The organism is Pandoraea sp. 64-18 (assembly GCF_001899225.1).
Classification (GTDB): Bacteria; Pseudomonadota; Gammaproteobacteria; order Burkholderiales; family Burkholderiaceae; genus Pandoraea; species Pandoraea cepalis.
In genome coordinates this window covers 45,798-64,527 of the sequence record NZ_MKVU01000005.1, presented here as the reverse complement: position 1 = coordinate 64,527, position 18,730 = coordinate 45,798, and the positions used below count along the sequence as shown (strand labels likewise).

Sequence of the window (18,730 nt, the reverse complement as noted above, 5' to 3'; positions counted from 1 at the left end):
TGCCACCGCCCCGGCAGCCAGGGTCTGACGCCTGTCAGACGATCTGCTCGAGCGCTTCCTGTGCGTCGAGCCATTCGGCTTCAATGTCCGACAGTTTGGCCGTGACGTCCACCTGCTGCTTCAGGCTGTCGGTCAGCAAGGCTTTTTTCGCGTCTTCATAGGTGCCGCTGTCGGCGAGGATGGCGTCGAGTCGCGCCTTTTCGTCCGCGAGTTTCGCCATCGATTGCTCCAGCTTCTCGATCTTGCGTTGCAGCGGTTTGCGCAGTTGAGACAGCCGCTGGCGTTCCTGCGCTTCGGCGCGCTTCTGATCCTTGCGATTGACGCCGTCGCCACCCTCTGCACTCTCACCGCTACCGTTGCTGGCATCACGTGCCGCGGCCCGTTGGTCGGCCGCGTGTTGCAGCAGCCAGTCGCGATAGTCGTCGAGATCGCCGTCGAACGGCTTTACTTCGCCGCCGGCCACGAGCAGAAACTGATCGGTGGTCGCGCGCAGCAAATGCCGATCGTGCGAGACGAGAATCAATGTGCCGTCGAACTGCGCCAAGGCCATCGTGAGCGCGTGGCGCGTTTCTAGGTCCAGGTGATTGGTCGGTTCGTCGAGCAGCAGAAGGTTCGGCTTGCGCCAGATGATGAGCGCGAGCGCCAGACGCGCCTTCTCGCCGCCAGAGAACGGGGCGATCGACGACGTGGCCATGTCACCACGGAAATTGAACCCGCCCAGAAAATCCCGTAGCTCCTGCTCGCGCGTATCCGGGGCGAGCCGCTGCAAGTGCTGCAACGGCGAATCGTCGTGACGCAGCGTTTCGACCTGATGCTGGGCGAAGTAGCCGATCTGCAGGCCCTTGCCGGTTTTCACCGAGCCGGTGAGGGTCGCCAGCGTGCCGGCGAGCGTTTTGATCAGCGTCGATTTGCCCTGACCGTTGGCGCCGAGCAGGCCGATACGTTGCTCGTTCTGCACCGACATCGTGACGTGCGGCAGGATGACCTTCTCGCTGCCGTCCTCGAGCGGGTAGCCGCAACGGACGGCTTCGAGCACGAGCATTGGGTTCGGCGCGCTGTCAGCCGGGCGGAACTCAAACGTGAACGGCGACGCGATATGCGCGGGGGCGATGCGCTCCATCTTTTCGAGCGCCTTCACGCGACTCTGCGCCTGGCGTGCCTTCGTCGCCTTGGCCTTGAAGCGCGTGATGAACGACTCCAGGTGCGCAATCGTCTTTTGCTGCTTCTCGAAGGCGCTTTGCTGCAGCGTCAGTTGCTGGCCGCGCAGGATTTCGAACTGACTGTAGTTGCCACCGTAACGCTTGATCTGCTGATTCTCGATGTGCAGCGTGACGTTGCAGACCTCGTCGAGAAATTCGCGATCGTGCGAAATCACGATGAGCGTACCGGGGTAACGCTTGAGCCAGTCTTCGAGCCAGACGATGGCGTCCAGATCCAGGTGGTTGGTCGGCTCGTCGAGCAGCAACAGATCGGACGGGCACATGAGCGCCTGCGCCAGATTCAGGCGCATGCGCCACCCGCCCGAGAAGCTGGCGACCGGCAACTGCGTTTGCGCCAACGTAAAGCCGAGGCCGAGCAGCAGCGCCTCGCCGCGGGCCGGGGCGGTGTACCCGTCGGCGTCGGCGAAGGCCGCGTGGGCGTCGGCCTGGGCATGGCCGTCGTGAGCGACTTCCGCCGCCGCAATATTCGCTTCGATCTCACGCAGCCGCGTGTCGCCGTCGAGAACGTAGTCGAGCGCAGTACGCTCGACCGCTGGCGTCTCCTGCATCACATGCGCCAGGCGCCAGCTACTGGGCACGAAGACATCGCCCCCATCCGCGTGCAACTGCCCGCGCAACAGCGCGAACAGCGTGGACTTGCCGGCGCCGTTGGCGCCGACGAGGCCGACGCGCTCGCCCGGGTTGAGCGTGACGGAGGTGTCCTCGAAGAGCGGCTTGGTGCCGCGCGCGAGGGAAAGGTGTTCGAATCGGATCACGAAAAGGGCCGAGGGGTAAGCGGGTCAGTGCGTCCTTGGCCTGCGCGGCGGGCATGTGCCGTCGATCCAATGAGGACCGAACGTGCCATGCCGGCAAACCCACGCGCAGAGGACGGCAAAACCGCTATTTTACCGGTCTGCGCAGGCGAATGCGATGCGCGCCGTCGACTGGCTACAGAATTGGGGCGAAAAGCCGCGCCACGCGCATCACAATCTGGCGCCATTTCGGAATCGTCCGAAATTCGTCCTTGTTCAGCAGGGTGGCATGCTCGAAGTCGTGCGTGAGCATGAACGCGACGTCATCGGCAAAGGCGCGGTCGACGGTCAGCAGCATGATCTCGAAATTGAGGCGGAACGACCGGTTGTCGAGGTTGGCGCTACCGACGGCGGCCGCGCTGTCGTCGATCAGTACGACCTTCTGGTGAACGAAGCCGTGTTGATACCGATAGACGTTGATGCCGCTGCGGGCGGCTTCGAAGGCGTACGACGTGGTGGCTTCGAACACCACGCGGTGATCGGCCCGGTCGGGGATCAGGATGCGCACGTCCACGCCGCGCAGCACCGCCAGGCGCAATGCGGAGAACACGGCTTCGTCGGGCACGAAGTAGGGAGTGGTGAGCCAGACCCGCTGTTGCGCAGCGTTGATGGCGGTGACAAAGAAGAGCGACGACGTTTCCAGCCGGTCGGCGGGGCCGCTGGGCACCACCTGGCAGTGCATGTCTTCGCCGGAGGCGACCGGTTGACGATTCAGCTCCGGTACCGTGCCCGTACTCCAGTGCCAGTCTTCGGCGAACGCGCGTTGAATGCCGACCACTGCCGGGCCGCGCACGACAATGTGCGTGTCGCGCCAGGGGGCCAGCGGCGGTTTCTCGCCAAGATACTCCACGCCGACGTTGTGACCGCCGATGAACGCTTCGTTGCCGTCGATCACGACAATCTTGCGGTGATTGCGAAAGTTCAACTGGAAGCGATTCACGAAAATACCGCGCTTGGCGGCGGCGAACTCGTGCACGAGGACACCGCCTTGGCGCAGCGTGTCGCAGTAACTGCCGGGCAAGTCGTGGCTGCCGATCCGGTCGTAGAGAAAGAATACCTTCACGCCCGTGGCGGCGCGCGCGAGCAGGCGGGCGGACAGGGCGCGTCCAAGGGCATCGTCCTTGACGATGAAGAACTGAATGACGATGTAGTCGCGCGCGCGGTCGATCGCGGCAAAGATGGCGTCGAACGTGGCGTGGCCGTTCACCAGTAGACGCACGCGATTGCCCGCAACGAACGACATGCCCGTCATGGCGGTGAGCGCCGCAAACTCGGGATGGGCTTCCATCGCGACAGGCGGCTCACCGCTCCATTGTGTTTCGCCGATGCGGGTTTGCAACGCTTGATTCCGGGCGCGCCGGGCTTCGACGTAGCCGATGAACTTCGATCGGCCGAGGAACAGGTAGGGGATGAGCGTGAGGTAGGGCATCGTGACGAGCGATACCGCCCACGCCACGGCGCCCTGCGACGTCCGTACCGTCAGCACGGCATGGATCGCGGCGATCGCCCCCAGTGCATGGATACAGGCGACGGCAAAGCCGACGTCGAGCCAATTGAGCACCATGACGGACAATCTTCCTCCATGCCGTGAGTCGCGCGGACCCGGGAACCCGAGTGTAACCGGGCTGCACGACCTTAGGCGAGCACTCGCTGCAATGGGCGAGCACCGAGGCGATTACGGCAGGTCGGCGGCCTGTACCAGGAACACCATGTCGTCGCCGGCGCTCGTGGCGAGCCACGTCATCGGCAGATCGGGGAACGCGGCTTCGACAAAGTGACGTTCGTTGCCGATTTCCACGACCAGGACGCCATGCTCCGTCAGGTGCTCGCGTGCACCGGCAATGATGCGTCGAACCACGTCCATCCCGTCGTTACCCCCCGCCAGGGCAAGACGCGGCTCGTGGCGATACTCGGCCGGCAGCACCTGCATCGAACCTTCGTTCACATACGGCGGATTGGTGAGGATGACTTCGTAACGCTTGCCCGTGGGCAGCGGTGCATACAGGTCGCCCAGATGCAGCGCGACACGGTCGTCGAGGCCGTAGTCGGCCACGTTGATCCTGGCCACGGCGAGCGCGTCGGGTGAAATGTCGACGGCATCGATCTGCGCGGCCGGGAAGGTCTCGGCGGCCAGAATCGCCAGGCAGCCGGAGCCGGTGCACAGTTCGAGGACCTCGGCCACGTCGTCGGCGTGATCGACCCACGGCTGCAAAGCGTCTTCCAGTAATTCGCCGATGAACGAGCGCGGCACGATGACGCGCTCGTCCACGTAGAACCGGTGACCGTGCATCCACGCTTCATTCGTGATGTAAGACGCCGGCACTCGCTCGCCCGCACGACGGTTGACGACCGACAGTACGCGCTCGATTTCGTCGGGCAGCAAACGGGCGTCGAGAAACGGGTCGAGTGTGTCGATCGGGAGGTGCAGCGTATGCAGCAGCAGATAGGCGGCCTCGTCGTACGCCGTGGCCGTGCCATGCCCGAAGGCCAGCTCGGCCTCGGTGAAGCGCGAAACGGCGTAGCGCAATAGGTCGCGTAATGTCTGGAAGGGATGGGTCTGTGTCGTCATGGTGGAATGCCTCGTGCGCCTCAGGCCACCAGGCGCGTCAACACGCCCCGATAGATGTTCTTGAGCGGTTCGATGTCGGCCACCGCGATGTGTTCGTCGATCTTGTGGATGCTGGCGTTGCACGGACCGAATTCGATGACCTGCGGGCAGATGCGCGCGATAAAACGCCCGTCGGACGTGCCGCCCGTGGTCGAGAGTTCGGTCTCGAGCCCCGTTTCCTCGCGGATGGCGCTCGCGAGCGCTGCCGACAGGTCGCCGCGCGGCGTGAGGAACGGTTGGCCGCTGATCGACCAGTCGAGCGTATAGGTCAGGCCGTGACGGTCGAGCAACGCATGCACCCGTTGCTGGAGGCCGTCGGACGTGCTGGCGGTCGAGAAGCGGAAGTTGAACATCACCGTCAACTCGCCGGGAATGACGTTGGTCGCGCCGGTGCCTGCGTGGATATTCGAGATTTGCCACGTGGTGGGCGGGAAATACTCGTTGCCGTTGTCCCACACGGTTTGCGTCAGCTCGGCGAGTGCCGGCGCGAACAGGTGCGTTGGGTTCTTGGCGAGGTGCGGATAGGCAATGTGCCCCTGCACGCCCTTGATGACCAGCTTGCCCGACATCGATCCGCGACGGCCGTTCTTGACCATGTCGCCCAGGCGCTGGCTCGAGGTCGGCTCACCGACCACGCAGTAGTCCAGGCGCTCGCCCCGCGCCGTGAGCGCTTCAACGACCTTCACGGTACCGTCGGTGGCGGGGCCTTCCTCGTCGCTGGTCAGCAGGAAACCCACGGAGCCGGTGTGATCCGGATGTTGGGCGACGAACTCCTCGGAGGCGACCACGAACGCCGCCAGCGACGTTTTCATATCGGCGGCGCCACGACCGTAGAGCATGCCGTCACGATGCGTGGGGGCAAACGGATCCGAATGCCATTGCTCCAGCGGGCCGGTCGGTACGACGTCGGTGTGGCCTGCGAAGACGAGCAGCCGGCCGTCGGGGCCGCGCGTGCCGCGCTTGATCGCCCAGAGGTTGGTCACGCCGTTCGACGCGATGGTCTCGCACGCGAAGCCGATGGCCTCAAGGCGGCGCGCCAGGATGGCCTGGCAATCGCGGTCTTCGGGCGTCACCGAGTGACGGGCGATCAGTTGCTCGGTGAGCGCCAGTGTGGCGCCTTGGGAGAAAGTCATGAATTCAGAATCGTGAGGCGTAACTGTCGGGCGCGAAGCCCACGGAAACCTGGCCGTCGGCCACCAGCACCGGGCGCTTGATGAGCGATGGATTTTCGACCATCAGCGTGCGGGCCACCGACGTATCGGCCGCCGCCGCTTGTTGTTCCGGCGAGAGTTTGCGCCAGGTCGTGCCCTTGCGATTGAGCAGCGTGGCAAGCGGAACCTGGGCGAGCCAGGTGTCCAGCAGCGCGTCGTTCACGCCCGCTTTCTTGAAGTCGTGAAAGTCGTACGCCACGCCGTGCTCGTCGAGCCAGGTGCGCGCCTTCTTCACGGTGTCGCAGTTGGGAATGCCATACAGCACTGCCGTCATCGCCGAAACTCCTGGTGTCGCGATTGCAAAGATGCGCCGAAGCCCTCGCCGCCCAACTGGCGGCGAAGCCTCGGATACCGCGTTGCCTTACTCGCCGCGCAGCAGGTCGTTGATGGCCGTCTTGGCGCGCGTTTGCGCATCGACCTTCTTCACGATCACGGCGCAGTACAGGCTGTACTTTCCGTCCTTCGAGGGCAGGTTGCCCGGCACCACGACCGAGCCGGCCGGCACGCGGCCATAATGCACTTCACCGGTTTCGCGATCGTAGATCTTGGTCGACTGCCCCAGATACACGCCCATGGAGATCACCGAGTTCTCTTCGACGATCACGCCTTCCACGACTTCCGAGCGGGCGCCGACGAAGCAGTTGTCTTCGATGATGACCGGGTTGGCCTGCAGCGGTTCGAGCACGCCGCCGATACCGACGCCGCCCGAGAGGTGAACGTTCTTGCCGATCTGGGCGCACGAACCGACGGTGGCCCACGTGTCGACCATCGTGCCTTCGTCAACGTAGGCGCCGATGTTCGTGTACGACGGCATCAGCACCACGTTCTTGCCGATGAACGAGCCACGACGCGCCACGGCCGGCGGCACGACGCGGAAACCGCCGCGTGCGAAGTCGTCGGCGGTGTAGTTGGCGAACTTGCTCGGCACCTTGTCGTAGAACTGGCTGAAGCCGCCAGCCGGCATCACGACATTGTCTTCGAGGCGGAACGACAGCAGCACGGCCTTCTTGACCCATTGGTTCACGATCCAATGGCCGTCTTGCTTCTGGGCCACGCGCAAGGCGCCCTTGTCCAGTTCGGCGATGACGTGGGCGACGGCCTCACGCACCTCGGCAGGTGCCGACTTCGCCGAGATCTCGGCACGGTTGTCCCAGGCTTGGTCGATGGTGGTTTGCAGTTGTTGCGACATGGCGAGAATCGGTTGCAGTGAGAATTAAAGGGATTGGCAGAACTGCACGATGCGCTGGGCGCCTTCGGTGCATTCGTCCACATCGGCCACAAGGGCGATGCGCACATAGTTCTCGCCCGGGTTGGTGCCGTGCGCCGCGCGGCCCAGGTACGACCCGGGCAGGACGGCCACATTGTATTGCGCCAGCAACTGGCGCGTGAATTCCGTGTCGGACAGGCCGGTTTTCGTGTCGACCCGAGCCCACAGGTAGAAGCCCGCGTCTGGCAGACGCACGTCGAGCACGTCGGCGAGCATTGGCGTGACGGTCTGGAACTTCTTCAGGTACTTGCTGCGGTTCAGGCGCACGTGGGCTTCATCGTTCCACGCTGCAACGCTCGCCGCTTGCACGGCCGGACTCATCGCGCAGCCGTGGTACGTGCGGTACAGCAGGAATTTCTTGAGGACAGCGGCGTCGCCCGCCACGAACCCCGAGCGCATGCCCGGCACGTTCGAGCGCTTCGACAGGCTCGAGAACACGACCAGACGGTCGAAGCCCCGACCCAGTCGATGCGCTGCCGCCAGGGCGCCCAGTGGCGCATGTTCTTCGTCGAAGTAGATCTCGGAATAACACTCGTCGGACGCAATCACGAAGCCGAATTCGTCGGAGAGGTCGAACAGGCGTTTCCAGTCGGCAAGGCTCAGCACGGCGCCGGTCGGATTGCCCGGCGAGCAGAGATAGACAAGTTGGACGTCGCGCCAGACGTCGGCCGGCACGGCGTCGTAGTCCGGCGCGAAATTACGCGCGGGATCGCTGTCGACGTAATAGGGCGTCGCGCCGGCGAGCAACGTGGCGCCTTCGTAGATCTGGTAGAACGGGTTCGGACACACCACGCGCGCGCCGGGCTTGCTACCGTCGACGACCGCCTGGGCGAACGAAAAGAGCGCCTCGCGCGAGCCCGTGACCGGCAGAACTTCCGTGGCCGGATTCACGTTGGGCAGTGCGTACCGGCGCTCCAGCCACTCGGCGATCGCCGCGCGCAGCGGCTCGCCGCCCGCGGTGGCCGGATAGTTCGAGAGGCCGCCCAGCCCGTCGATCAGGGCTTCCTTGATGAACTGCGGCGTCGGGTGCTTGGGTTCCCCGATGCCGAAGCTGATGGCCTTGTACGCGCTGGCAGGCGTGACGTCCGCCACCAACGACTTCAGGCGTTCAAAGGGGTAGGGCTGGAGCTTGTCGAGTAATGGGTTCACGAGAATTCAAACAGACTCAGGGCTAGGGTTCGCGCTGCCGAGCAAGGCAACTTTCGAGGGCAATCCGGTGCCGTGCAGGCCGGCCGGGCGTTGCGCCGCGCCACCGCGCGGCACGACGAGCGCTTTCCAGGGCCGGACTGGCGGGACGCAGGCCACACAGGGCGGCGGTATCGTTCGTAACAACGCGCCAAGGACGGTTCCCGAACGCGCTAAAGAATGGCAAGATCGGCAAAGCGAAAATTATACCGTTATGGCGCGCACAAAGCGCGACCGCTGCGTAATTCAGCCTATTCCGAGGCGCCGATGGGGCAAGCCCAAGGAATAACTCAGATTTTTCAGGAGTCAACAGCATGACCGTAGCCGGTAACGGCGCGCACGGCCCGGCGTCGACGGCGAACGCGTCGCGACGCGCTCGGGCGGCACCTGCCCTGGCCATTCTTATGGGGTCGTCGGTGTGGGGGCTGGCCTGGTTTCCCTATCGCATGCTAGCCCAGTGGGGCGTGGCGGCGGTCCCCGCCCAGATCGGCACCGCAAGCGTCGCGCTGCTGTTGCTCACGCTCTTATATCGCGGCTCGCTCGGCACGCTGCGGTGGTCGTGGCTGCTCGCGGGGGTGGCGTTCGCTGGCGGCGCGACCAACGTCGCGTTTGTCTGGGGCACGACGCACGGACATGTGATGCGTGTCCTGCTGCTGTTTTACCTGACGCCGGTCTGGACGGCGCTGTTCGCCCACTGGCTGCTGGGCGAGCGCGTCGGTGTGCGCGGCGTGGGGCTGATCGCGCTGGCGCTCGGTGGGGCGGGGCTGATGCTTTGGTCGCCCGCGCTGGGCTGGCCGCTGCCCAACAACCCCGGCGAATGGGCGGGCGCCATTGCCGGGGCGGCCTTTGCGCTCAACAACGTGCTGCTGCGGCGCGTCAGTCAGGCGATGCCTGACGTGCGTGCCGAAATGCGTAGTTGGACGCTGTATCTCGGCTGCGTGGTCGGCGGGTTGCTGGTGTTGCCGTTCGATGGCGGGGCCGACACGGGGCGCGCTGCTGTCTCGGCGCTCACGTCGGGTACGGCCGCCGCTGCCGTGGCGCTCGCCTTGGGCTGCGCGATTGCGCTGACCAACGTCGTGGTGCAGTTCGGGTTGGCCCAAGTGCCCGCCAATCAGGCGGCGCTCATCATGCTCTTCGAGATCGTGGTGGCGGCGATGTCGTCCTGGTGGCTGGCGAACGAAGGGCTGGGCGTGCGCGACATCGCGGGTGGACTGTGCATTGTGGCCGCCGGCGTGCTGTCAGGCATTTTGCCGGATTCCGGGCGTTGTAAATGCGCGACGGCGAGGGATGCGATGGTATGATGCGAACCGATGTCATATCGATGTCAGCGGCCAGTGCGCAGCAGTGCGCGCAAGGCCCGACAGGACCAGCTAAGCGCGTCTGCGTCTTTCCCATCATTCCATGACCGATAAAGCGAACCTGCCGTGCGTCTGACCTCCATCAAACTCGCCGGCTTCAAGTCCTTCGTCGATCCGACGAACTTCGCGGTGCCTGGCCAACTGGTCGGGATCGTTGGCCCCAACGGGTGCGGCAAATCCAACATCATCGACGCCGTGCGCTGGGTGCTCGGTGAGTCGCGCGCCTCGGAGCTGCGCGGCGAATCGATGCAGGACGTGATTTTCAACGGATCGACCGCCCGCAAGCAGGCGAGCCGCGCCAGCGTCGAACTCGTGTTCGACAACAGCGCCGGGCGCGCCGCCGGGCAGTGGAGCCAGTACGCCGACATCGCGGTCAAGCGCGTGCTCACGCGCGACGGCACCTCCAGCTACTACATCAACAACCTGCCGGCCCGCCGGCGGGACATCCAGGACATCTTCCTCGGTACCGGCCTCGGGCCGCGCGCCTACGCCATCATCGGACAGGGGATGATCTCGCGCATCATCGAGGCCAAGCCGGAAGAGTTGCGCGTGTTCCTCGAAGAAGCTGCGGGCGTCTCCAAGTACAAGGAGCGTCGTCGCGAGACCGAGAACCGCCTGCAGGACACGCGCGAGAACCTCACGCGCGTCGAAGACATTCTGCGCGAACTCGGCAGTAATCTCGAAAAGCTGGAATCGCAGGCCGTGGTGGCCAATCGGTACAAGGACTTGCATCGCGACGGCGAAGAAAAGCAGCAGTTGCTGTGGCTGCTGCGCAAGAACGAAGCCCAGAACGAACAAGAACGTCAACAGCGCGCGATCGAATCGGCGCAGGTCGATCTCGAAGCGCAGATGGCGCGTCTGCGCGGCTCCGAATCGGATCTCGAAACGCTGCGCGCCGCCCATTACACGGCCACCGATGCCGTTCAGGCCGCGCAAAGCGCCATGTACGAGGCGAATTCGGAGGTCAGCCGGCTGGAAGCCGAGATCCGCTACGTCGTCGAGTCGCGCAACCGCGTGCAGGCGCAACTGGCCGCGCTCACTTCGCAGCGCGAGCAATGGCAGGCGCGCTCGGCGCAGTCGGAAGAGGCCCTGGCGCTCGCGGAAGAAGAACTCATCATCGCCGAAGAGCGCGCGGCCACGGCGCAGGATCAGGCGGCCGATCAGAACGACGCGTTGCCGGCGCTGGAAGCCGGCTGGCGCGACGCGCAGACGCTGCTCAACGAGCAACGCAGCGAGATTTCGCAGGTCGAGCAGAGTCTGAAACTCGAAGCGGCGCACCAGCGCAATGCCGATCAGGCGTTGCAGCAGTTGCAGCAGCGTCAGGAGCGTCTGCAAGGCGAGGCGCGCGGGCTCGACAAGCCCGACGAAGCCGAACTGGAGATGCAGCGCGCCGATCTTGCCGAACATCAGGCGATGCTCGAAGACGCGCAGGCCGAACTTGCCGATGCGCAGGAGCGGCTGCCGCGACTCGAAGCCGAGCGTGCCGAGGCGCAGGCGCGGGTGCAGTCCGAAGCCGCGTCCATTGCGCAGCTCGAAGCGCGTCTCACCGCACTCAAGCAACTTCAGGAGAGTGTGCAGACGGAGGGCAAGGTGCAGCCGTGGCTCGACAAGCACGAGTTGGCGCAATTGCCGCGTCTATGGAAGAAACTGCACATTGAGCCGGGCTGGGAAAACGCCCTTGAATCGGTGCTGCGCGAGCGTCTGGCCGCCCTGGAAATCAGCAATCTCGATTGGGTGAAGGCGTTTGCGAGCGATGCGCCGCCGGCCAAGCTGGCGTTCTATTCGCCGCCACCGGCCGCGCGTGCGCTCGACGCCCCGGCGTCGCTGCGCCCGCTGCTTTCGTTGCTGCGTATCGACGATCCTGGCCTTCGTGCCGTGCTGCAGGAATGGCTCGGTCACGTGTTCGTCGCCGACGATCTCGCGCAGGCGATGGTCGCCCGGGCGCAACTGCCGGAGGGCGCGTCGCTCGTCGTCAAGGCGGGGCACCAGGTCACGCGCGTGGGTGTGCAGCTTTATGCCGCCGACTCCGAGCAGGCTGGCTTGCTCGCGCGTCAGCAGGAAATCGAGAACCTGGGCAAGCAACTGCGCGCGCAGGTGTTGCTGTCGGACGAAGCCAAGGCCGCCGCCGTGCGGGCGGAGGCTGCCTACAGCCAGGCGGCCCAGTCGCTCAGCGAGGTGCGCGGGCGTGCCGAGCGCGCCACCCAGCGTGTGCATGCGCTGCAGATGGACGTGCTCAAGCTCACGCAAGCCTATGAGCGCTTCAACGCCCGCAGCACGCAGATCGACGAAGAGCTGCGTGAAATCGCCGCGCAGATCGAGGAGCAACTGGCGCTGCGCGCCGAATCGGAGGCGAACTTCGAGCAGAGCGACGCGCGTCTGGCCGAATTGCAGGCGACGTTCGAAGACGGGCAGCTCGAATTCGAATCGCTCGACAGCCGGCTCTCGGATGCCCGCAACCGTGCGCGCGAGTTGGAGCGTCTGGCGCAGGAAGCGGCGTTCGGTCAAAAGGGGATTTCAAGCAAGATCGACGAGCACCGCCGCAGTATCCAGACGGCGCTCGAGCAGGCCGAACGTTTGGTGGTGTCGATCGAGCAGGCACAGGCCGAACTCACGCAGATCACCGAACAGACGGTCGAGAACGGTTTGCAGGACGCGCTTGAACTCCGCGCGCAGAAGGAAGAGATTCTCGGGGCCGCACGCATTGAACTTGAGGCGCTCACGCACAAGTTGCGTCAGAGCGACGAAGAGCGGCTGGCGGCGGAGCGCGGGCTGCAACCGCTGCGTGACCGGATCACGGAATTCCAGTTGAAGGAGCAGGCGGCACGCCTGAACCGCGAGCAGTTCGTCGAGCAACTGACGGCGGCCGAGGTCGACGAGGAGGCACTCGCCGTCAAGCTGACGCCCGATATGAAGCCGTCGTACCTGCAAGGCGAAGTCACCCGCATCAACAACGCGATCAACGCGTTGGGTCCGGTCAACATGGCCGCGCTGGAAGAGTTGGAGACGGCGCGTGAGCGCAAGGTCTTCCTCGACGCACAGTCGGCCGACCTGAACGACGCCATCGACACCCTCGAAGGCGCGATTCGCAAAATCGACGAAGAGACGCGGGTGATGCTCCAGGGCACATTCGACGAAGTGAACAAGCATTTCGGCGAACTGTTCCCGCTGCTGTTCGGCGGCGGACAAGCCAAGCTCATCATGACCGGTGACGAAATCCTCGACGCTGGCGTACAAGTCATGGCGCAACCGCCGGGCAAGAAGAACTCCACGATTCATCTGCTGTCGGGGGGAGAGAAGGCGCTCACGGCCATTGCACTGGTGTTCGGCATGTTCCAGCTCAATCCGGCGCCGTTCTGTTTGCTCGACGAGGTGGACGCGCCGCTGGACGATGCCAACACCGAGCGCTACGCCAAGATGGTGGCGCGCATGTCGGACCGTACCCAATTCGTATTTATTTCGCATAACAAAATCGCGATGGAAATGGCCAATCAGCTCATCGGCGTCACCATGCAGGAACAAGGGGTGTCGCGGATCGTCGCGGTGGACATGGAGTCGGCGATCAATCTGGCCGAGATCGTCTGAGCCCGCGCCCACGATGGAGAAGAGAGAGGAACGCCGCGCATGAATGAACTGCAGCTCAGCTTGATTGGCGCAGGGGTAGTGGTACTGCTGGGAGTCGTGGCCTATAACGCCTGGCAGGGCAGCAAGGCACGCGCACGAATACCGCGTCGCATGCCGGTCGACGGTGCCGGCATCGATGCGACCGCCGGCGTGCCGGATGCCGACGACGACCGTCCGTTCATCGAACCGACGCTTTCGCCGCCCCGGGTGCCGGCACAGTCGAGCGAGCGCCGTGAGCCCACGCTGGGGCCAGCGGTGGCGGCCGGCAGTTCGGTGCAGGATGCTTTCGCGATCAACGAGGATGCCTGGGATGCGCCGCCGGCGTCGCGCAAGCGCGCCGCGCAGGACGCCGCCGCCCATGCCGCCCGCCCCGAGGAACCCGTGACTGCCACGGCCGACACGGCGGTGGAGGCCGACGACGGCGCTCTCGACAGGCAAGCGCAGGCCCGCGACGCGCAGGAAGCGGCGGCCGCGAGCGCGGTCGCACGCTTTGACGCGGAACTGGCGGCCGATGACACCGTGGACGCTGCGGCAGCCGGTTCGGTCGCCACGGTGGTCGGGGCGCCCGAGCTCGCCAACGTCGACACCCACGAACCCGTTGCAAACGCCGAGGCAGTCGCGACGGCGACTGCCACGCCCGAGGCAGCGGCTGCGACCGTGGTGCCCGTGGCGGCACCGCCGGCTGCGCCGAGCGGTCCGCCGCCGGTCATCGACGAGCGCATCGACTGCGTCGTTGCGCTGCCGTTGGCCAATGTGATCGCGGCGGAGCGTTTGATGCCGCTGACGGTACGCATGCGCCGCGCGGGCAGCAAACCCGTCAACATCGAGGGCCGTGCCGACGAGCATTCGCCGTGGGAGTTGATTCGCTCCGGCGGGCGCTACCACCAGTTGCGCATGGCTGTACAGTTGGCCAACCGCGCGGGCGCCCTGAATGAGGTCGAGTTCTCCGAGTTTTCGAATCTCGTGCAGACGCTCGCCGATGCGGCTGACGCGTTGCCCGAATTGCCCGACATGGTGGAGACGGTCGCCCGCGGCCGCGAACTCGACAGCTTTGCCGCGCAATGCGATGCCCAACTGTCGGTGAACGTGCTTTCGGACGGCGCGCCGTGGTCGGCCAACTACGTGCAGGCGGTCGCCACGCAAGACGGGCTGCTGCTCTCACGCGACGGCATGCGGTTCGTCAAGCTCGATGCACGCCAGAATCCGGTGTTCATGCTGCAGTTCGGCGACACCAACTTTCTGCGTGACGACCTGACCTACAAGGGCGGCGATCTGATCACGATGCTGCTCGATGTGCCGGTGGCCGACGAGGACCTGCTGCCGTTCCGTCTGATGTGCGATTACGCACGTTCGATCGGACAACGCATTGGGGGCCGCGTGGTGGACGATCAGCGTCGACCGCTCTCCGATGCTGCGCTGCAAAACGTCGACAAGCAATTGCTCAAGCTCTACGAACGTCTCGAGGCGCGCGGTTTGCCGGCGGGCTCGCCCGTCACGCGCCGCCTGTTCAGCCAGTAATTTCGAACCGAAGCGCGGCAGACGACGACCCGTCGGATGCCGCGTTCGACGCACGCCGTTCACCGTCGGGTGAGCGGCGTTTTTTGTTCCAATCGATGGATGAAAGCGATCGACAACGCGCAGTTGCGTACGTCGAAGGCATAATGTCCTGACTTCCCGTCTCCCGAGTCTGCTTGCATGTCCCAAACTTCTGTTCCGGGTCAGGGCGCGAACGCCCCTACCGCTACCGATGCATCGCCCGCCGCCCGCCGCGCGGCCGAGTTGCGTGCCGAGTTGGTGCGTCACAACCGCGCGTACTACGAAGAGGATGCGCCGCTGATTCCGGATGCCGAGTACGACCGCCTGTTTGCCGAACTGGTCGCGCTCGAGACGAATCATCCCGAATTGAAGCGTCCCGATTCGCCCACGCAACGTGTGGGTGGCAAGCCGGTGGAAGGGTTCGCGCAGGTCGTGCATCGCGTGCCGATGCTCTCGCTGAACAACGGCTTTGCCGACGAGGATGTTGAAGCGTTCGATCGTCGCGTGTCGGATGGACTGCGCGATGGTGGCGCACCCACCGGCGATCTGTTCGGCGCCCCCGTCGAATATGCGGCCGAGCTGAAGTTTGACGGGCTCGCGATCGCTTTACGCTATGAGCGCGGGGTGCTCGTGCAGGCAGCCACGCGTGGCGACGGCACGACGGGCGAGGAGGTCACCGCGAACATCCGCACGATCAAGACGATTCCGCTGCGCCTGAAGACCGATAACCCGCCCGAAGTGCTCGAGGTGCGGGGTGAAGTGCTGATGTTCCGGGCCGACTTCGACAAGCTCAATCGGGCGCAGGAAGCGGCGCACGAGAAGGTGTTCGTCAATCCGCGCAACGCGGCGGCGGGCAGTCTGCGACAGCTCGATTCGAGGATTACGGCGAAGCGCCCGTTGTCGTTCTTTGCTTACGGGGTGGGGGAGCTGGTGGGTGTCCCGATGCCGGAGACGCACTCGGCATTGCTCGACTGGTATGTCACGCTCGGAATTCCGGTCAACGGGCGGCGCGAAGTCGTGCGGGGCGCACAGGGGTTGCTGGCGTTCTACCGCGCGGTGGGAGAGGCGCGTGAGACGCTGCCTTACGACATCGATGGCGTCGTCTACAAGGTCAACCGTCGCGACGAGCAGGATCGGCTTGGATTTGTCTCACGCGCCCCGCGCTTCGCGCTGGCGCACAAGTTTCCGGCGCAGGAGGCGCTGACGACGTTGCTCGACATCGAAGTGCAGGTGGGGCGAACCGGGGCAATTACGCCGGTGGCGCGGCTCTCGCCCGTCTTTGTCGGCGGGGCGACCGTCACGAATGCTACGCTGCACAACGAAGACGAGATTCGCCGCAAGGACGTAATGATTGGCGATACGGTGATCGTGCGCCGGGCGGGCGATGTGATTCCGGAAGTCGTCGGATCGGTGCTCGAGCGTCGACCGGACGATGCAAGAGCGTTCGTCATGCCGACGGCGTGCCCGGTGTGCGGATCGGCCATCGAGAAACTGCCCGACGAGGTGATCGCGCGATGCACGGGCGGCTTGATTTGCGCGGCGCAGCGCAAGCAGGCGTTGCTGCACTTCGCCCAGCGTCGGGCGCTCGACATCGAGGGGCTTGGCGACAAGCTCGTGGAGCAGCTGGTTGACCAGCACATCATTCGCACGCCTGCGGATCTGTTCAAACTGGGCGTGGCGAAGCTTGCCGCGCTTGACCGGATGGCCGACAAGTCGGCGTCCAATCTCGTGGCGGCGCTGGAGACGGCCCGTCACACGACGCTGGCGCGGTTCATCTTCGCGTTGGGTATTCGCCATGTGGGCGAGGCGACGGCGAAGGATCTCGCGCGTCATTTTGGCAAGCTCGACAATGTGATGGCGGCGAGCACCGAGGAATTGCTGGCCGTGCCCGACGTCGGACCGATTGTGGCCCAATCCATCGCCAATTTCTTTGGCGAACCGCATAATGTCGAAGTGATTGAGCAACTGCGGGCGGCGGGCGTGACCTGGGTGGAATCTGAGCCGGCGGCTGCGGCACCGCTGCCGCTGGCCGGCAAGACCTTCGTGCTCACAGGCACGCTGCCGACGCTCTCGCGCGACGAGGCGAAAGCCATGCTGGAGGAGCGGGGAGCAAAGGTTGCCGGCTCGGTTTCTGCGAAAACCGACTACGTGGTCGCGGGCGCAGAAGCCGGCAGCAAGTTGGCGAAGGCCGAGGCACTGGGTGTGCCCGTGCTGGACGAAGACGCTATGCGGGCGATGTTGGCCGCGCTTTGATGGGAGGATCCAATCGATGATTCGCGACATCCTGAAGATGGGCGATCCGCGCCTGCTGCGCATCGCCAAACCCGTGGAACATTTCGACACGCCCGAGTTGCGGGAGCTGGTCGCCGACATGTTCGACACCATGAAGCACGCAAACGGCGCGGGACTGGCGGCGCCGCAGATCGGCGTTGATCTGCAGGTGGTGATCTTCGGCTTCGAGCATAACGAGCGCTACCCGGACGCGCCCGAAGTGCCTGAAACCGTGCTCATCAATCCCGTCATCACGCCGCTCACGCAGGACATGGAAGAGGGCTGGGAAGGCTGCTTGTCGGTGCCGGGGCTGCGCGGCATGGTCAATCGTTATTCGATGCTGCGCTACGAGGGGGTCGACCAGTATGGCCGAGCGATCGACCGCGTGGCTGAGGGCTTTCACGCCCGGGTCGTTCAACACGAGTGCGACCACCTGATCGGCAAGCTCTACCCGATGCGCATTACCGACTTCAGCAAGTTTGGATTTACCGAGATTCTCTTTCCGGGACTGGATCCCAATAGCGACGACTGACGTGGGGACGAGGCCGCACCGCGTTAACCTGATACGCGGCAATTGGCTGATCTTGCCGAGCGTCTGGACCGGATCGCGGGCCAGTCCGATAATGCCCTCGCCTGAAAGACAAAACCCCATGCTCCGAAAAACATGGGGTTCGTCTGAACGCTGAGCCCGCCTCGATGGCGGGCTTTTTCATGGGCGATGTCGCCGACTCAGAAGCCTTCGCCGGCGCGCAGATAGCGCCACTCACCAACGGGCAGGTTGCCCAGCGTGATGCGTCCCATGCGAACGCGCTTGAGGCCGGTCACATGCAGGCCGACCAGTTCGCACATCCGGCGGATCTGGCGTTTCTTGCCTTCCTTGAGCACGAAGCGCAGTTGCTCCGGGTTCTGCCACTCGACCTGTGCGGGTTTGAGCGGTTGATCGTCGAGTTCCAGGCCGTGACGCAGCAGGGCCAGACGGTCTGTCGGGAAATGCGCCTGAACGTTCTCGACATGCTCGTTATACGAGACGCGCACGAGGTACTCCTTCTCGATATCCGAATCTTCCCCGATCAGTTGCTTGGCAATGCGACCGTCTTGCGTCAGAACGAGCAGGCCGGTCGAGTCGATGTCGAGGCGTCCGGCGGGCGCGAGACTGCGTAGATGCGACGGCGAGAAGCGCACGCCGGCATCGTCCTCGGCCCAGTGATGCTCGCGCGTGACCAGCACGACAGCGGGCTCGTAGCCGTCTTCTGCCTGTGCGGAGACGTAGCCCACGGGCTTGTGCAGCAGAATCGTCATGCGGTTGGCCTGCTCCTTGTGCGCAGCCTGCACGACGGTGATGTCCTGGGTCGGCAGGATCTTCGTGCCGAGTTCGGTCACGACCTTGCCGTCGACGCGAACCCAGCCCTTGGCGATCCACTCGTCGGCTTCGCGACGCGAACACAGGCCGAGCTCAGACATGCGCTTGGACAGGCGCAGCGACCCAGCGGCGTCGTGATGGACCTTGATGTCGTCATCGGCATCGCGCGCGACGCGCGCGGGGCGTGCCGGCCGTGCGGTCCGCGCGTCACGATCGTCGCGGGCGAAGCGGCCGCCGGGCGCGCCTTCGCCACGGGCGCGACCTTCGGCGGCACGACGCGGACGATCTTCGTCAAAACGGCG

Annotated in this window: 13 protein-coding genes; 5 read left to right on the top strand and 8 right to left on the bottom strand. The window is 64.9% G+C overall.

All coding sequences use genetic code 11. The features are described 5' to 3' along the window. Nucleotides 1-34: 34 nt before the first annotated feature. The 7 genes from BGP02_RS01855 to dapC all read right to left on the bottom strand — a co-directional run bounded on the left by BGP02_RS01855 (nucleotide 35) and on the right by dapC (nucleotide 8,246). Nucleotides 35-1,975 carry an ATP-binding cassette domain-containing protein gene (locus BGP02_RS01855; RefSeq protein WP_130025793.1) on the bottom strand — a complete coding sequence of 647 codons (1,941 nt, stop codon included), beginning with the start codon at nucleotides 1,973-1,975 and terminating at the stop codon, nucleotides 35-37. A gap of 172 nt (nucleotides 1,976-2,147) precedes the next feature. Further along, nucleotides 2,148-3,575 (bottom strand): cardiolipin synthase, encoded by a 1,428-nt coding sequence (cls, locus tag BGP02_RS01850; RefSeq protein WP_286797502.1) that lies wholly within the window; start codon nucleotides 3,573-3,575, stop codon nucleotides 2,148-2,150. A gap of 111 nt (nucleotides 3,576-3,686) precedes the next feature. Next, nucleotides 3,687-4,580: a 50S ribosomal protein L3 N(5)-glutamine methyltransferase gene (gene prmB, locus BGP02_RS01845; protein ID WP_017234107.1), complete on the bottom strand. Its 894-nt coding sequence runs from the start codon at nucleotides 4,578-4,580 to the stop codon at nucleotides 3,687-3,689. 20 nt (nucleotides 4,581-4,600) lie between these two features. Continuing rightward, nucleotides 4,601-5,752, bottom strand: coding sequence for a succinyl-diaminopimelate desuccinylase (dapE, locus tag BGP02_RS01840; protein ID WP_017234108.1), 1,152 nt, complete (start codon nucleotides 5,750-5,752; stop codon nucleotides 4,601-4,603). A 4-nt stretch (nucleotides 5,753-5,756) separates the two neighbouring features. Continuing rightward, complete coding sequence (locus BGP02_RS01835) at nucleotides 5,757-6,104, bottom strand: ArsC family reductase (RefSeq protein WP_017234109.1); 348 nt, start codon at nucleotides 6,102-6,104, stop codon at nucleotides 5,757-5,759. Nucleotides 6,105-6,191: 87 nt separating this feature from the next. Beyond that, nucleotides 6,192-7,019, bottom strand: a complete 828-nt coding sequence (dapD, locus tag BGP02_RS01830) for a 2,3,4,5-tetrahydropyridine-2,6-dicarboxylate N-succinyltransferase (protein ID WP_017234110.1) — start codon at nucleotides 7,017-7,019, stop codon at nucleotides 6,192-6,194. A gap of 24 nt (nucleotides 7,020-7,043) precedes the next feature. Beyond that, on the bottom strand, nucleotides 7,044-8,246 hold the full coding sequence (dapC, locus tag BGP02_RS01825; protein WP_286797497.1) for a succinyldiaminopimelate transaminase: 1,203 nt from the start codon (nucleotides 8,244-8,246) through the stop codon (nucleotides 7,044-7,046). 350 nt (nucleotides 8,247-8,596) lie between these two features. Between dapC and BGP02_RS01820 the strand changes: the two genes are divergently transcribed. From BGP02_RS01820 to def, 5 genes are all read left to right on the top strand, one after another. After that, on the top strand, nucleotides 8,597-9,583 hold the full coding sequence (locus tag BGP02_RS01820; RefSeq protein WP_286797494.1) for a DMT family transporter: 987 nt from the start codon (nucleotides 8,597-8,599) through the stop codon (nucleotides 9,581-9,583). 123 nt (nucleotides 9,584-9,706) lie between these two features. Further along, complete coding sequence (smc, locus tag BGP02_RS01815; protein ID WP_286797493.1) at nucleotides 9,707-13,222, top strand: chromosome segregation protein SMC; 3,516 nt, start codon at nucleotides 9,707-9,709, stop codon at nucleotides 13,220-13,222. Nucleotides 13,223-13,261: 39 nt separating this feature from the next. Further along, entirely contained in the window at nucleotides 13,262-14,779 is a 1,518-nt protein-coding gene (locus tag BGP02_RS01810) for a cell division protein ZipA C-terminal FtsZ-binding domain-containing protein (protein ID WP_286797491.1), read from the top strand. A gap of 177 nt (nucleotides 14,780-14,956) precedes the next feature. After that, on the top strand, nucleotides 14,957-17,050 hold the full coding sequence (gene ligA, locus BGP02_RS01805) for an NAD-dependent DNA ligase LigA (protein ID WP_261938687.1): 2,094 nt from the start codon (nucleotides 14,957-14,959) through the stop codon (nucleotides 17,048-17,050). A gap of 16 nt (nucleotides 17,051-17,066) precedes the next feature. After that, nucleotides 17,067-17,600 (top strand): peptide deformylase, encoded by a 534-nt coding sequence (gene def / locus BGP02_RS01800; protein ID WP_286797487.1) that lies wholly within the window; start codon nucleotides 17,067-17,069, stop codon nucleotides 17,598-17,600. A gap of 197 nt (nucleotides 17,601-17,797) precedes the next feature. On the opposite strand, the gene BGP02_RS01795 is transcribed toward def, so the two are convergent. Then, nucleotides 17,798-18,730 (bottom strand): pseudouridine synthase (locus BGP02_RS01795; protein ID WP_286797485.1); only part of this gene is annotated, 933 nt, incomplete at its 5' end.